Source organism: Leclercia sp. Colony189 (assembly GCF_009740165.1).
GTDB lineage: Bacteria > Pseudomonadota > Gammaproteobacteria > Enterobacterales > Enterobacteriaceae > Enterobacter.
Map to the genome: position 1 here is coordinate 4,606,282 of NZ_CP046557.1, position 15,523 is coordinate 4,621,804.

Here is a 15,523-nt window from a genome sequence, read left to right on the forward strand (position 1 = left end):
ATTTTCCTGATGGATGCTAAACAGACGCGGCAGGGCGTTTTACTCGCGCTTGCCGCTTATTTTATCTGGGGTATCGCGCCCGCCTACTTCAAGCTGATTCACTACGTTCCTGCCGATGAAATTCTCACTCACCGCGTGATCTGGTCGTTTTTCTTTATGGTGGCCCTGATGAGCGTAAGCCGTCAGTGGTCAGGGGTGAAAACGCTTCTGCAAACGCCTAAGAAAATTTTCCTGCTGGCGCTCTCCGCCGTATTGATTGGCGGCAACTGGTTGCTGTTCATCTGGGCGGTGAACAACCAGCATATGCTGGAGGCGAGCCTCGGCTATTTCATTAACCCGCTGGTGAATATCGTGCTGGGGATGTTGTTCCTCGGCGAGCGCTTCCGTCGGATGCAGTGGCTGGCGGTGCTTCTCGCCTTTTGTGGCGTGCTGGTTCAGCTGTGGACCTTTGGCTCGCTGCCGATCATCGCTCTGGGGCTGGCGTTCAGCTTCGCCTTTTATGGTCTGGTACGTAAAAAAATCGCCGTCGAAGCGCAAACCGGGATGCTGTTTGAAACCCTGTGGCTGCTGCCAGTGGCCGCCATTTATCTGTTTGCTATCGCCGACAGCAGCACCAGCCATATGGGCAGCAACCCGTGGACGCTGAACGTGATGCTGATGGCCGCCGGTGTGGTCACGACCATCCCGCTGCTCTGCTTTACCGGTGCGGCAACGCGCTTGCGCCTGTCAACGCTGGGCTTCTTCCAGTATATCGGCCCGACGCTGATGTTCCTGCTGGCGGTGCTGTTCTACGGCGAAGTGCCGGGTGCGGATAAGATGGTGACTTTCGCGTTTATCTGGGTGGCGCTGGCGGTGTTTGTGGCGGATGCGATTTATACCCAGCGCAGGACGCGCAGAGGGCTGTAGTGCTTTTTTGCCGGATGGCGCTTCGCTTATCCGGCCTACGGGTTCGTGCTTTTCCAGGCCCGGTAAGCGTAGCGCCACCGGGCGCAACACTCACAACCAGTTACGGCGCTTGAAGTAGAGATACGGCGCCAGCCCGGCAAGCACCATAAAGACAATCGCCCCCGGGTAGCCAAAGCTCCACTTCAGCTCCGGCATAAACTCGAAGTTCATCCCGTAGCTGGACGCCACTAAGGTAGGCGGCAGGAAGACCACCGACACCACCGAGAAGATCTTGATGATGCGGTTCTGCTCGATGTTGATAAAGCCCATCGCCGCCTGCATCAGGAAGTTCACCTTCTGGAACAGGGATTCGTTGTGCGGCAGCAGGGATTCGATATCGCGGAGGATCTCACGCGCCTGCTCCAGCTGCCCACCCGGCAGACGTGCCTTGCGCACCAGGAAGTTCAGCGCGCGCTGGGTATCCATCAGACACAGACGGACTTTCCAGCCGATATCTTCCAGCTCTGCCAGCGTTGACAGCGCTTCATCGTACTCATCGCCCTGATGCCCTTCCATGATCACCCGGCTCAGCTCTTCCAGATCGCTGTAGATGTTCTCAATCTCATCCGCCAGCTGTTCGATTTTGGTTTCAAACAGGTCAAGCAGCAGCTCATAGGCGTTGCCGTCCACCATCGCCTGGTTACGGGCACGCATACGGTAGAGGCGGAACGCAGGCAGTTCACGCTCGCGCAGGGTAAACAGGCGGCCATCGCGGATGGTAAATGCGACGGTGGAGTTACCGGCGTGATCTTCGGCATCTTCAAAGAAGAAAAAGGAGTGAATATGCAGGCCATCTTCGTCTTCAAAGAAACGGGCCGATGCTTCGATGTCTTCCAGTTCCGGGCGGGTGGCCAGGCTTTGTCCGAGCTCAGATTGTACGCGCAGGCGTTCGTCGTCATCCGGTTCGACCAGATCCACCCAAACGGCATCAATGAGGGGTTGTGACTCTTCAGCTTCAAGCCGAATCAGTCGGTTTTTTTCCAGTTGAAATGCGCTCAGCATGACCGGGACTCCCAATGCAAAAAATATCGGACAGTTCGGTGGGCACACAGAAACAATTTGGGTTTCAGACCATTAAACAGCCTGACTCAGCGCGACGGGAAGAAGTGTCGCTGACAACCACTAAGGCCATCAGCGTGAGGAGATAGCCTTAGGAGTTGTTCCTGGATGACAGGGAATTGAGCCAGTATCTACTGGGTGTGTCCAAGGCGAATGTCCTCTTAGCGTAATCGTGCGCGCATGTTACGCCAGCAGTCACGGCGGCGTCAACTCGCAACGGAACGCTGAAGGGTAATAAATAGCCTTATACATATAAGGCTAGCAGATAGTTACAAAATAGTGATATTTTTCTGAAAGTTACACGATTTCCAGCCTGGCGTAAGCGGCCACAAGCCATTTGATGCCCTGCCCCTGGAACGCCACCTGCAGACGGCTGTGCTCGCCACTGCCTTCCAGATTGACGATGGTGCCTTCGCCAAATTTGGCATGGCGAACGCGCTGGCCCAGCTTAAAGCCGCTGTCGCTTTCCGAGACCGGCGTCCCCAGACGCTGATGGCTCACCGGGCGGCTGATGCTTGCGCGCAGGCGTACCTCTTCCACACACTCCTCCGGCAGCTCGCCGACAAAGCGTGACGGGCGGTGATAGACCTCTTTGCCGTACAGACGGCGGGTTTCGGCATAGGTCAGGGTCAGCTTTTGCATCGCGCGGGTCACGCCCACATAGGCCAGACGACGCTCCTCCTCCAGACGTCCGCCCTCATCCAGCGACATCTGGCTCGGGAACATCCCCTCTTCCATGCCGACGATAAATACCTGCGGGAACTCCAGACCTTTGGCCGAGTGGAGGGTCATCAGCTGCACCGCGTCCTGCCAGGTGTCGGCCTGCCCTTCGCCCGCCTCCAGCGCGGCATGGGACAGGAACGCCTGTAGCGGCATCAGGTCTTCATCTTCTTCGTTGTAGCTGAACTGACGCGTGGCGGTCACCAGCTCCTCTAAGTTCTCGATACGGGTCTGGCCCTTCTCGCCTTTCTCCTGCTCATACATCATGCGCAGGCCGGAGTCTTTGATCACCCGGTCGGTCTGAACGTGCAACGGCATGTCGGCGGTTTCCTGGGCCAGAGCTTCGATAAGCTCCAGGAAGCGCTGCAGCGCGCTGGCTGCGCGTCCGGCAAGCGCCCGCTCCTGCAGCAGCTCGCGACACGCCTGCCACAGCGTCAGCTGGCGATCCCGGGAGGTCTGACGCACCACATCCAGGGTGCGATCGCCGATGCCGCGGGTTGGCGTGTTGACCACGCGCTCGAAGGCTGCGTCGTCGTTGCGATTGGCGATCAGACGCAGATAGGAGAGCGCGTCTTTGATCTCCTGACGTTCGAAGAAGCGCATGCCGCCGTAGATGCGGTAGGGCATGCTGGCCTGTAGCAGCGCCTCTTCCAGCACACGCGACTGGGCGTTACTGCGATAGAGGATGGCGCATTGCTCCAGCGCCCCGCCGTTGTCCTGCCAGGTTTTGATCCGGTTGACCACAAAGCGGGCTTCATCCAGCTCGTTAAAGGCGCAGTAGAGGGAGATCGGCTCGCCGTCGATGCCCTCGGTCCAGAGCTTTTTGCCCAGGCGCCCGTTGTTATTTTCAATCAGGGCGTTGGCGGCGCTCAGAATGTTGTTGGTGGAGCGGTAGTTCTGTTCCAGGCGAATGGTCTCTGCGCCCGGGAAATCCTTCAGGAAGCGCTGGATGTTCTCAACCTGCGCGCCGCGCCAGCCGTAGATCGACTGGTCGTCGTCGCCGACGATCATCACTTTGCTGGAGTCGCCCGCCAGCAGGCGGATCCAGGCATACTGAATGTTGTTGGTATCCTGGAATTCATCGACCAGGATGTTGGTAAAGCGTTCGCGATAGTGCTGCAGAATATGCGGTTTGTTGAGCCACAGTTCATGAGCGCGCAACAGCAGCTCGGCAAAATCCACCAGTCCTGCGCGATCGCAGGCTTCCTGGTAGGCCTGGTAGACCTTCTGCCAGGTCTGCTCTATCGGATTACCAAAGCTCTGGATATGGTGCGGACGCAGCCCTTCGTCTTTCTGGCTGTTGATGTACCACATTGCCTGACGCGGCGGCCACTGCTTCTCGTCGAGGTTCATCGCCTTGATCAGGCGCTTCAGGAGACGCAGTTGGTCTTCGCTGTCGAGGATCTGAAAGTCCTGCGGCAGGTTAGCGTCCAGGTGGTGCGCACGCAGCAGGCGGTGCGCCAGCCCGTGGAAGGTACCCACCCACATGCTGCCCTGGCTGGTGCCCATCAGCTGGGCGATACGGTGGCGCATCTCCGCCGCCGCTTTGTTGGTGAAGGTCACCGCCATAATGGAGTATGGCGAACAGTTCTCCACGCTCTGCAGCCAGGCAATACGGTGCACCAGCACGCGTGTCTTACCACTGCCCGCCCCAGCCAGTACCAGCATGTTGGTGCGCGTCGCGGCAACCGCGTCACGCTGTTTGTCATTGAGGCTGTCGAGCAGGTAAGAAACGTCCATTGGCACCGTCACGTAGTAATCAGGAACACTGCAAAACGCCCGCTGGCGCTTCGCTTACCGGGCCTTCGACCGCAAAACCCTGGTAATTTATACAATATTACTGGTGATTATATCAGCGTGGTGAGGGATGCCAACCGTGAAATTTCCAGGTGCGGCAGCAGACGGCTGTCCAGCGTAGTCATCAGATCGGCATTTTCAGGCTTGATCCAGCAGGCCTGCATGCCGCAGCGGATCGCCCCAGCAACATCGGTGGTCAGGTCATCGCCCACGTGAAGAATATTCCCCAGCGGCAGGTCGAGCTTCTCCGCCGCCAGATGGTACATATCGTTAAAGGGCTTCGAGCGCCCATGCGGGCCTGCGCGCAGCACAAACTGGAAGTAGTCGCCAAGGCCGAACAGTTCCGGCTGGGCATTGCCGTTGGTGATAGCCACCAGCGGCCACTTTTCGGCAAGCGCAGCCAGCGTGTCGTGCGTCTCCTGCGGGACGTCGATACGGCTGCGCCATGTCGCGAAGTGCGCCATCGAGGCTTCTGCGCCAAGCGCGGCCTCGGCAGCGGTCAGACCCGCGTTGAGCATAGCCAGCTCAACGGCCCGACGGCGCCATTCCGTCACATCGTGATAGATTTCCGGCTCGGTCTGCCGTAACGCCTGGCGAAGACGGTGAAACTCTTTGTTTTCCAGCGCTTTTAACGCCGGATGATAGTTTTGTACAAAGGCCAGTGCTTCCTGCTCGGTTCGCAGGATCACCTGACGGTTGTCGTAAAGGGTGTCATCAAGGTCAAACGTCAGGGCAGAGATTTGGCCTAATGGACGATAAAAACGCATTATTTCCCCCGTTTGGCGCGTGGATGCGCCGCGTCGTACACCGAGGCAAGGTGTTGAAAATCGAGATGGGTATAGATTTGGGTGGTGGACAAGTTGGCGTGGCCCAGCAGCTCCTGGACGCCACGCAGGTCACCGCTGGACTCCAGCATGTGGGTGGCGAACGAATGGCGCAGTTTATGGGGATGGACATGGCTGTTCAGCCCCTGCTTAATCCCCCACTCGGCAAACCGTTTTTGCACGTTACGCGCCGAGATGCGCTTGCCGAGCTTCGAGAGGAAGAGCGCCTCCTCTTCGGTACCAAACAAGCCGCGCAGATCGAGCCAGTGCTCAATCCACACCACGGCATTGCGGCCAATGGGCAAGCGCCGCTCTTTGCTGCCTTTGCCCATCACCCACACTTCCCCGGTATCCAGATCGAGATGTTTGATATCCAGGTTAACCAGCTCGGAAAGACGCAGGCCGGCGCCGTACATCACCTCCAGCATGGCGCGGTCACGCACCGCCAGCGGATCGTTGAGATCGATATCCAGCAGGCGATTAACGTCATCCACGTCGATATTTTTGGGCAGATGGCGCGGCGCTTTCGGGGCGGCGATCCCTTTGGCCGGATTGGCGCTGAGTTCGCCCTGGCTGACCAGCCAGTCAAAGAAGCTGCGCAGTGCCGAGAGCCGAAGCGCAAGGCTGGCCGGGCCTAGCCCTTTACGGCGGCTGCGCACGGCAAACGTGCGTACCGTGGCGGCATCACATTGTTGCCAGCTCGTCAGGCCGATTTCATCGGCTAACTGCATGATGGCATCAAGCTGACGCTGATAGTTCAACAGGGTGATCGGGCTGAGCTGGCGCTCAACGCCCAGATAGCGCAGAAAACGGGTAACGGCAGGTGCCAGCTGAGCGTCCGTCATACGCGTTCAATCCAGCGCTCCAGCAGCTCGGGCAGCATCTGCGCAATCTCCTGCAGCAGCTGTGTGCCTTGTCCCTGCTGGTAATGATGCGGATCGCGGCTGGTAAACAGCATTACACCAAGCTCGCCGTCGCGCCCCATCAGCGACATGGCTACCGACCCGATGGCTTTGGCCTCTGGCAGCACCACCAGGAGTTCAGGACCATTCAGCTGTCCAAGATAGTGGTCCGCTTGTCCCATACGCTGAATGCGCAGCGGCTCAAACGCCTGACGCGACAGGGCCAGATGGGTAAAACGTGAGGGTGCGCCAATGCGCCAGCGGTCCGGGAAGAGGCGTATCGTGGCACCCGCCAGCCCCAGATCCCGCGCCCAGCGATGCAAACGGAGAAGAAATTCGTCCAGGCTGCTGGCCGACGCCAGCCGGGATTGCAGGTGCAGGAGGCGATAGAACAGCCCTTCATTACTGCTCGCCTGCTCCATCAGCAGGGAGATGTTCTCTTCAAGATGGTTTATATGGTTGCGCGCGCGCGCCATATGCCACTCAACCAGCGAGACCGTGCCGCGGATCGGGTGCGGGACGCGCATCTCTTCAACGACACGCGCATTGCGAATAAAGAAATCAGGATGGCGCAACAGGTAATCAACAACCGCCCGGTCGTCCATTGCCGTCAGCGTCTCCTGCAGTTCTTCTCCTGGTTGTTTCATAGATGGATAAACCCGTCATAAACTTGTGTCGCCGGGCCGGTCATATAGAGCGGCTGGCCCGGGCCTTTCCAGGCGATATCAAGACGCCCGCCTGGTAAATCCACGCGAATCTCTGGTGCCAGTAAACCCTGCGTAATCCCCACCGCAACGGCCGCACAGGCACCGCTGCCGCACGCCTGCGTCTCGCCTGCGCCACGTTCAAAAACGCGCAGACGGATGTGTTCGCGGGTGAGAACCTGCATAAATCCAATGTTGGCGCGTTCCGGAAAACGCTCATGGCTCTCCAGCACCGGGCCGAGGGTTTCGACGGGCGCCGTCGCCACGTCATCAACCTGAATCACGCAGTGCGGGTTCCCCATGGAGACCACGCCGCACAAGACTGTCTGTTCCGCCGCGCGCATGATATAGGTCTTTTCCGCTTTGTTGGCGCGGAACGGCACCTGCGAGGGTTCGAAGTTCGGCTCGCCCATATTCACCCGCACCAGCTCGTCGTCGGTCACGCTCAGTACCATCCGTCCGTTGGCGGTGCTGACGCGAATATCGCGCTTGTTGGTGAGCCCCTTCAGACGGACAAAACGGGCAAAACAGCGCGCGCCGTTGCCGCACTGGGAGACTTCGCTGCCGTCGGCATTAAAGATGCGATAGTGAAAATCGAGATCCGGATCGTAGGGCGGCTCAACCACCAGCAGCTGATCAAACCCCACCCCCAGGTGCCGATCGGCCAGACGGCGGATCAGCTCCGGGGAAAAGAAGACATTCTGCGTTACCGCGTCGACGACCATAAAGTCATTGCCAAGGCCATGCATCTTAGAAAACTGCATTATTTACTCCATTGCGCGGACAGGAGCGCTTGTCAGTAATTGACCTGGCTTGGACCGTTGTTGTCGCCACGATCGTTACGATCCGGCATCGTGGTTTGCACTGGGCTTTCCACTTTTTTGGTCGGCGGTGGTGCGGTTTCATCTGCTGGCGGGAAATAGAGCGGCCCTTTCAGACCACATCCGGTCAGGCTAAACAGCGTAAGGAGAACGGCAAGCGTTCGAAAAACGTTTTTCATTATCATGTTGCCTGTAAGTTCAAATCTGTTTTCTATCATCGCAGGAGAAGGCACAAAAGCAAGAGTTTGCCGCTAACCTGCAACCGGAATTATTTAGCGTTATACTGCCGCCATCACGAAAAACAGGAACAGAACCATGAATGACAGTGAATTCCATCGCCTCGCCGATAACCTGTGGCAAACCATCGAAGAACGCCTGGATGACTGGGATGGCGACAGCGACATCGATTGTGAAATCAACGGCGGCGTGCTGACCATCAGCTTTGAAAACGGCAGCAAAATCATTATTAACCGCCAGGAGCCGCTTCACCAGGTCTGGCTCGCCACCAAACAGGGCGGCTACCACTTCGACCTGAAAGGCGACGAGTGGATTTGCGATCGCAGCGGTGAGACCTTCTGGGATCTGCTTGAGCAGGCTGCGACGCAGCAGTCGGGTGAAGAGGTGAGCTTCCGCTAAGGCTGTTTTGCCGGATGGCGCTTCGCTTATCCGGCCTACGGGTTCGTGCCTTTGTAGGCCCGGTAAGCGTAGCGCCACCGGGCAATGGCCGTCAGGAGAAATACTGCTGCAACAGCGGGGTACTGGCGTCCTGTCTGTCAGGGACGACCGGGGTAATCGCCTGGGTGCGGAACGGGATCACCTGCGCACGGCCATCCACCTTCACAATCTGATAGAACTGCGGCAGGTTGAAGTTGATAAAACTTGAGCCGTAGGTGAAGCGGTCATGGGAAGAGGAGTAGAAGCGGCTGACGTCGCGCACCAGCTCCTCTTTGCTGCCTTCACAGTGGTGATACACTTCGGCGCGGTTGGTTTCGTCGAGGATGTAGATATTGAACCCGGCATCCTCCCCCGTCTCCTCAAAGAAGAACTGAATAATCCCTTCACTGGCGAAGCCGTCCACCACCTGCGGCAGTTTAACGTGGTTGGTCTCAACCTGTACCGACAGACCGTGCAGTTTGTTGTGCGAAATGGCGCCGTAAAACTCAATGGCGTTTTCCAGCTTCTGCACCGAGACGTTCAGACGTTCAAAGAAGAGGCCCCAGGTCTGGCCGGAGACGCGCAGCGCTTTAAAGCGCCCGGTTTCCTGACGGGTACTGGAGAGGCGCAGATCGATACATTCAGAGACCAGCTGCTGTACGCGGGTACGGATCAGGCCGCGCAGATGCTGGCTGTAACAGAAGACCTCGACGCTGTCCGGCGGCGCGGCATCCTGGTGCATTTTACCGAGAATCGTTTTCAGCGCTTCGATCATCGCCTGCTCGCCGTTGAAGTGCAGGGTACGCACTTCGTTCCACGAGTTGCGGTAGAGCAGATCGACGCTGCCCACCAGGCAGTTTTGCTGCTCGCCAAAGCTGAAGACGTCCAGCTTGCGGAAATCAAAATGGACCACCTGATTGCGGAACGCCGCCGTCGGGTCATATTCCAGGTTGACGATAATCGCCAGATGGCGAATTTCGCACGGACTGTAGAGCGCTTTCGGCGTAGGCGCAGGCAGACGCAGCGGGAAGTGGTGCGACACATCGGCGACCATTTCCTGCAGCTTGGCTAAATCGACAATCTCGTTACCTTTAATAAACAGACGCGTGCGGGAGGTCAACAGGCCGTTGAACCAGGCCCACGCCACCAGCTTGTTCAGGTAACGGTTATATTCCAGCGGCTGATGGCTGATGATCGAATCCATGCTCGGCGCGCGGTTATACAGATACCAGCCGGTACGGTTCGCACGACCCGGTGGAACATAGATAAAGGTCAGGTTCGGTTCAGACAGGTCCGGCGAAATCTGTGGGTTCACCAGCGTCACTTTACCCGGCAGCGCTTCAAACGCCGCGTACAGCTTACGGGTCAGCACCCCGATGTCCTGCGGGCTGGCGGAAACGCTGAGGTTGTTACGACGGGCAAAGCGGATCAGGTTACGGTAGCTCTGCATCATCGCATCGAGCAGTTCGTTGTGCGCTTCACGCACCTGATCGATCTTCCAGTTGGCGCGGTTATCCAGCATCGACAGGCGCTCTTCGTCCCATCCCCACTCTTTAACTAACTGACTGACCACTTCACGACGCCAGCCGACGCAGGCGCGTTCGCGGCTGAGCTTCTCACAAACTTTAAGATAGAAACATCGACGGACCAGATCGAGACGGGTCGGATCGTCGATGGCTTTCAGGTATTCGGTGACGCGCTCAAGCATCATGCAGTAGGCATCAAGACCGAAAGAGACGATCTCGCCATCATGCAGACGCTGTTTAATGTCTTTTGCCAGCAGGCGCGGGGTCGGATATTCCCAGGAATAGGCTTCGAGCAGCAGCGTTTTCAGCACCGCTTTGTACGGGGAATCGATACTTTTATAGAGCTGCCACAGGCTGGCGCCAAAGTACTCTTCCGCAGAGAGCGAGCTTAAGCCCCCCAGGTCCAGCCACTCGTTTGGCGTCAGGACACCCTGGGCATAGAGCTTCATGACGTAATCGTCGTAATGCTCCTCTTCGTCGCACGGCACCATACTCCACAGGATACGCTTCCCGGCCAGGCGCACGGCGGTACGGTAAAATTCATCCAGCAACAGGATGTGCTGGGTCGAGCCGCAGTCTTCGCCCCCCAGACTGCCGCTTTCATTATGGCGGAAACGGTTTTCATCAATCAGGAAGAAGCTGACTTCCACGCCGAGCGATGCCGCCCAGCTCTCCAGCAGGCTGCATTTACGCTGCAGCAGTTGACGTTCTTCATTATCAAGCCAGGATTGATGGCAGACCCAGATATCGAGATCCGACGAGCAGCTTTGCCCCACCGAAGAGGTGCTGCCCATGGTGTAGACGCCGGTGATAGGCAGTTCGCCTTTTGGCGACTCCTGCGCCGGCATACCGCGATAGAGTTCCAGCTCTTTCAGATAGTGCTGTTGGGTTTCATCAGGCGTGAAAAGGCAGATGCCTTTGGGAACGTTACCATCGAGGTAACCTGGCATCAGCGGATGGTGATAATGCAACAATGTCGGCAGCAGACTGTAAACCTGCTGGAAAGCAGGTCCCATTGCAGCAAGCGCGCGATCGACGCGCAGTTGATTGATGGCATCCAGTCGCTGTTTCAGAGTCTCAATATAGAGGTACAAGACGTATCGCCTGATGTTCAGAAAGCGCTCACCTTCAGCAAGACCGAGGATTACGCGTTCACAGTATTTCGAAAGTAGCCGTCACCCTTTTTCGCCCTTATCTTTATGGTCATGGAGACGAAAAAATGGTCTAAAACGTGATCAATTTAACACCTTGCCGTTTGACCGTAAAGAAAGATGCGCTACATACAAGTGTAGCACCGTTCTGAACGTGTAAATTCCTGAATACGGCAGCAGGCAACCTGAATCGCTGCCCTGTCCTGAACCCCTTCTACGTCCGTAAACCTGACAGTCCTGAGACAACAATGTTAGGATGGTCAGCAGACGATTAAGACGGTAACAAGCATGTTAGACAATGTTTTAAGAATTGCCACACGCCAAAGCCCCCTTGCGCTCTGGCAGGCACATTATGTTAAGCAGCGCCTTGAGGCCTGCCATGCAGGTTTGCGTGTAGAACTGGTGCCGATGGTGACGCGCGGCGATGTCATCCTTGATACACCGCTGGCGAAAGTGGGCGGGAAGGGTCTGTTCGTAAAAGAGCTTGAACTGGCACTGCTTGAAGGTCGCGCCGATATCGCGGTTCACTCCATGAAGGACGTCCCGGTTGATTTCCCTGAGGGGCTGGGTCTGGTCACCATTTGCGAGCGGGAAGATCCACGCGATGCCTTTGTCTCGAATCACTACGACTCCCTGGATGCTCTGCCACAAGGGAGCATCGTTGGCACGTCAAGTTTACGCCGCCAGTGCCAGCTGGCCGAGTATCGCCCGGATCTCATCATCCGCTCCCTGCGCGGTAACGTCGGCACCCGCCTGAGCAAGCTGGATAATGGTGAATATGACGCCATTATTCTGGCGGTAGCTGGCCTGAAACGCCTGGGCTTGGAGTCGCGTATCAAGGCGGCGCTCTCCCCGGAACAGTCGCTGCCGGCCGTGGGCCAGGGCGCGGTGGGCATTGAGTGCCGGCTCGACGATACCCGTACCCATGCGCTGCTGGCACCGCTCAATCACGACGAGACCGCAATCCGCGTGCAGGCGGAGCGCGCCATGAATACCCGCCTGGAAGGGGGATGTCAGGTGCCGATTGGCAGCTATGCTGAATTAACAGATGGCGAACTGTGGCTGCGCGCGCTGGTTGGCGCGCCGGACGGTTCGCAGATGGTACGCGGCGAACGTCGCGGCAAACCGCAGGACGCCGAACAGCTGGGTATTTCGCTGGCGGAAGAGCTACTGGATAACGGCGCCCGTGAAATTCTCGCGGATGTCTATAATGGAGAACCCCCGGCATGAGTATTCTCGTCACCCGCCCTTCTCCCGCAGGAGATCAGTTAGTGAGCCGTCTGCGCGCACTGGGGCAGGTGGCGTGGAGCTTTCCGCTGATTGAGTTTTCCCCGGGCCGGGAACTTCCCCTGCTCGCGGGCCATCTTGCCGCGCTGCGGGCCGATGACATGCTGTTTGCCCTGTCGCAACATGCCGTGGCATTTGCCCACGCCCGGCTGCAGCAGGAGGGCCAGCGCTGGCCGGATGCGCCACGCTATTTCGCTATCGGCAGAACCACCGCCCTGGCGCTGCATACCGAAAGTGGCAAAGAGATTCGCTATCCGCTGGATCGGGAAACCAGCGAAGTGTTGCTACAATTACCTGAATTACAAACCGTTGTGGGAAAGCGCATTCTGATTTTACGCGGCAACGGTGGGCGGGAACTGCTGGGCGACACGCTGCGCGAGCGCGGAGCAGAAGTGACATTTTGCGAATGTTATCAACGTTGTAATAAATACTATGACGGTGCAGAAGAGGCGATGCGCTGGCAGTCGCGCGGCGTCACTACCCTTGTGGTGACCAGCGGCGAAATGTTGCAACACCTCTGGTCGCTGATCCCACAATGGTATCGTGAAAACTGGTTACTCCGCTGTCGGCTTCTGGTCGTCAGTGAGCGTCTGGCGAACCTCGCCCGGGAACTGGGCTGGCAAGATATTCGGATCGCTGATAACGCCGACAACGATGCGCTGCTGCGCGCATTACAATAACTCTCATAATGGGAAGCCATAATGACGGAACAAGAAAAATCCTCCGCCGTGGTTGAAGAGACCAGGGAGACTGTGGACACCACGCCACAGCCAGAAACGACAGAGAAAAAGCATGGCAGCAATAAAACCAGTCTGGCGTTAAGCGCGATTGCCATCGCCATTGCGCTGGCCGCTGGCGTCGGTCTGTATGGACTGGTGAAAAAACAAGCGACCAATCAGGTTGCCACGAACGACGAACTGGTGACGCAAATCACCGCCCTGCAACAGGCGCAGCAGTCGCAAAAAGCCGAGCTGGATGGGGTGATCAAACAGCAGGCCGATCAGCTGGCCGCTGCCACCCGTAAGCAGGACGAGCTGACCAAACAGCTGGATGAAATGCAGCAAAAAGTGGCGGCTATTTCCGGTACCGATGCCAAAACCTGGCTGCTGGCGCAGGCTGATTTCCTGGTCAAACTGGCCGGGCGCAAGCTGTGGAGCGATCAGGATGTCACCACCGCTGCCGCGCTGCTGAAAAGCGCCGATGCCAGCCTGGGCGACATGAACGACCCAAGCCTGATCACTGCCCGCCGGGCACTCACTGCGGATATCGCCAGCCTGTCGACCGTATCGCAGGTGGATTATGACGGCATCATCCTGAAAGTGAATCAGCTGTCGAACCAGATCGATAACCTGCGTCTGGCAGATAATAACGACGACGACTCCCCGATGGATTCCGACAGCAGCGAACTCTCCAGCTCATTGAGCGAGTGGCGCATCAACCTGCAAAAAAGCTGGCAGAACTTTATGGACAGCTTTATCACCGTTCGCCGCCGCGATGAGACCGCCGTGCCGCTGCTCGCGCCGAATCAGGACGTCTACCTGCGCGAGAACCTGCGTTCACGTCTGCTGGTGGCCGCGCAGGCTGTGCCTCGCCATCAGGAAGAGACCTACAAGCAGGCGCTGGATAATGTCTCCACCTGGGTACGCGCTTACTACGATACCGACGATGCCACCACTACCGCTTTCCTCGAAGAGGTGGACAAGCTGAGCCAACAGAACATCACCATGAACGTTCCGGATAAGCTGGAGAGCCAGCCGATTCTGGAGAAGCTGATGCAGACGCGCGTGCGTAACCTGCTGGCACAGCCGGGCGAAGCGGCGGAGCAGTCTCCTGCCCCAGCTCCAGCTCCCGCCCCTGACAGCGCACCGCAAGGAGAGTAATTATGTTAAAAGTTTTATTACTCTTCGCACTGCTGCTCGCCGGGATCGTGCTGGGTCCTATGCTGGCGGGTCATCAGGGCTACGTGCTGATCCAGACCGATAACTACAATATCGAAACCAGCGTCACCGGGCTGGTGATCATTTTGATCCTGGTGATGGTGGCGTTTCTGGCGATCGAGTGGATCCTGCGCCGCATCTTCCGTACCGGGGCCCATACCCGCAGCTGGTTTGTCGGCCGCAAGCGCCGCCGTGCCCGTAAGCAGACCGAACAGGCCCTGCTGAAACTGGCTGAAGGGGACTATCAGCAGGTTGAGAAGCTGATGTCGAAGAATGCCGATCATGCTGAACAGCCGGTGGTCAACTATCTGCTGGCGGCGGAAGCCGCACAGCAGCGCGGCGACGAAGCACGCGCCAATCAGCATCTGGAGCGTGCCGCCGAGCTGGCTGAAAACGATCCGATCCCGGTTGAGATCACCCGTGTGCGCCTGCAGCTGGCGCGTAACGAAAACCATGCCGCCCGTCACGGCGTCGATCGCCTGCTGGAGATCGCGCCGCGTCATCCGGAGGTGCTGCGTCTGGCTGAGCAGGCCTATATCCGCACCGGCGCGTGGGGCTCGCTGCTGGACATCATCCCGTCGATGGCGAAAGCCGACGTCGGCGATGAAGAGCAGCGCGACAGCCTGCAACGTCAGGCATGGATCGGGCTGATGGACCAGGCGCGAGCCGATCAGGGTAGCGATGGCCTGAAGGCCTGGTGGAAAAATCAGAGCCGCAAAACGCGCCAGCAGGTGACCCTGCAGGTGGCGATGGCGGAACACCTGATTGAGTGTGACGATCACGATACCGCCCAGAGCATCATCCTTGATGGCCTGAAACGCCAGTACGACGATCGTCTGGTGATGGTGATCCCACGCCTGAAAACCAATAATCCGGAGCAGATCGAGAAAATGCTGCGCCAGCAGATCAAAACCGTGGGCGATCGCCCTCTGCTGTGGAGCACTCTGGGTCAGTCACTGGCCAGACATGGCGAATGGAAAGAGGCCAGCCTCGCCTTCCGCGCCGCGTTAAAACAGCGCCCGGATGCGTTCGATTATGCCTGGCTGGCGGATACGCTGGATAAACTGCATCTGCCGGAAGAGGCTGCCGAAATGCGCCGCGACGGTCTGCTGCTGACATTACAGAACAATCCCCCGCAGCAATAATTGCACAGGAGGCCTGACGGCCTCCTTTTTTATTTGCTACATTCTTAGCAT

At 58.0% G+C, this 15,523-nt stretch carries 15 protein-coding genes; 6 read left to right on the forward strand and 9 right to left on the reverse strand.

All coding sequences use genetic code 11. From position 1 onward, the window contains the following. Positions 1–9 precede the first annotated feature (9 nt). Positions 10–906, forward strand: a complete 897-nt coding sequence (gene rarD / locus GNG29_RS22035) for an EamA family transporter RarD (RefSeq protein ID WP_114316424.1) — start codon at positions 10–12, stop codon at positions 904–906. Between the two features lie 90 nt (positions 907–996). On the opposite strand, the gene corA is transcribed toward rarD, so the two are convergent. The 8 genes from corA to lptM all read right to left on the reverse strand — a co-directional run bounded on the left by corA (position 997) and on the right by lptM (position 7,951). Continuing rightward, positions 997–1,947, reverse strand: a complete 951-nt coding sequence (corA, locus tag GNG29_RS22040; protein ID WP_039031208.1) for a magnesium/cobalt transporter CorA — start codon at positions 1,945–1,947, stop codon at positions 997–999. Positions 1,948–2,095: 148 nt separating this feature from the next. Beyond that, positions 2,096–2,152 carry a YsgD/CorL family protein gene (gene ysgD / locus GNG29_RS23430; protein ID WP_212743980.1) on the reverse strand — a complete coding sequence of 19 codons (57 nt, stop codon included), beginning with the start codon at positions 2,150–2,152 and terminating at the stop codon, positions 2,096–2,098. Positions 2,153–2,301: 149 nt separating this feature from the next. Beyond that, entirely contained in the window at positions 2,302–4,464 is a 2,163-nt protein-coding gene (gene uvrD / locus GNG29_RS22045) for a DNA helicase II (RefSeq protein ID WP_156655352.1), read from the reverse strand. 107 nt (positions 4,465–4,571) lie between these two features. Further along, a complete protein-coding gene (yigB, locus tag GNG29_RS22050; RefSeq protein ID WP_103177442.1) occupies positions 4,572–5,288 on the reverse strand; it encodes a 5-amino-6-(5-phospho-D-ribitylamino)uracil phosphatase YigB in 717 nt (238 codons plus the stop codon). Next, a complete protein-coding gene (xerC, locus tag GNG29_RS22055) occupies positions 5,288–6,190 on the reverse strand; it encodes a tyrosine recombinase XerC (RefSeq protein ID WP_156655353.1) in 903 nt (300 codons plus the stop codon). The genes yigB and xerC overlap by 1 nt, the downstream gene beginning before the upstream one ends. Continuing rightward, positions 6,187–6,894 carry a DUF484 domain-containing protein gene (locus GNG29_RS22060; protein WP_103177444.1) on the reverse strand — a complete coding sequence of 236 codons (708 nt, stop codon included), beginning with the start codon at positions 6,892–6,894 and terminating at the stop codon, positions 6,187–6,189. The genes xerC and GNG29_RS22060 overlap by 4 nt, the downstream gene beginning before the upstream one ends. Beyond that, positions 6,891–7,715 carry a diaminopimelate epimerase gene (gene dapF, locus GNG29_RS22065; RefSeq protein WP_156655354.1) on the reverse strand — a complete coding sequence of 275 codons (825 nt, stop codon included), beginning with the start codon at positions 7,713–7,715 and terminating at the stop codon, positions 6,891–6,893. The genes GNG29_RS22060 and dapF overlap by 4 nt, the downstream gene beginning before the upstream one ends. Positions 7,716–7,747: 32 nt before the next feature. Continuing rightward, positions 7,748–7,951 (reverse strand): LPS translocon maturation chaperone LptM, encoded by a 204-nt coding sequence (lptM, locus tag GNG29_RS22070; RefSeq protein WP_103177446.1) that lies wholly within the window; start codon positions 7,949–7,951, stop codon positions 7,748–7,750. 136 nt (positions 7,952–8,087) lie between these two features. On the opposite strand from lptM, the gene cyaY reads away from it, so the two are divergent. Then, entirely contained in the window at positions 8,088–8,408 is a 321-nt protein-coding gene (cyaY, locus tag GNG29_RS22075; RefSeq protein WP_103177447.1) for an iron donor protein CyaY, read from the forward strand. 91 nt (positions 8,409–8,499) lie between these two features. Here the strand turns inward: cyaY and cyaA are convergent, their stop codons facing one another. Continuing rightward, positions 8,500–11,046 (reverse strand): class I adenylate cyclase, encoded by a 2,547-nt coding sequence (gene cyaA / locus GNG29_RS22080; RefSeq protein ID WP_103177448.1) that lies wholly within the window; start codon positions 11,044–11,046, stop codon positions 8,500–8,502. A gap of 345 nt (positions 11,047–11,391) precedes the next feature. Here cyaA and hemC point away from each other — a divergent pair, with 345 nt between their 5' ends. Genes hemC through hemY form a run of 4 tightly spaced genes read left to right on the forward strand, consistent with a single transcriptional unit; the run spans position 11,392 to position 15,472 of the window. Beyond that, positions 11,392–12,333 carry a hydroxymethylbilane synthase gene (gene hemC, locus GNG29_RS22085; protein WP_103177450.1) on the forward strand — a complete coding sequence of 314 codons (942 nt, stop codon included), beginning with the start codon at positions 11,392–11,394 and terminating at the stop codon, positions 12,331–12,333. Then, positions 12,330–13,070, forward strand: a complete 741-nt coding sequence (gene hemD, locus GNG29_RS22090) for a uroporphyrinogen-III synthase (RefSeq protein WP_103177451.1) — start codon at positions 12,330–12,332, stop codon at positions 13,068–13,070. The genes hemC and hemD overlap by 4 nt, the downstream gene beginning before the upstream one ends. A 21-nt stretch (positions 13,071–13,091) precedes the next feature. Further along, complete coding sequence (gene hemX, locus GNG29_RS22095; protein WP_114388261.1) at positions 13,092–14,270, forward strand: uroporphyrinogen-III C-methyltransferase; 1,179 nt, start codon at positions 13,092–13,094, stop codon at positions 14,268–14,270. Between the two features lie 2 nt (positions 14,271–14,272). Next, complete coding sequence (hemY, locus tag GNG29_RS22100) at positions 14,273–15,472, forward strand: protoheme IX biogenesis protein HemY (RefSeq protein ID WP_103177453.1); 1,200 nt, start codon at positions 14,273–14,275, stop codon at positions 15,470–15,472. Positions 15,473–15,523 lie beyond the last annotated feature (51 nt).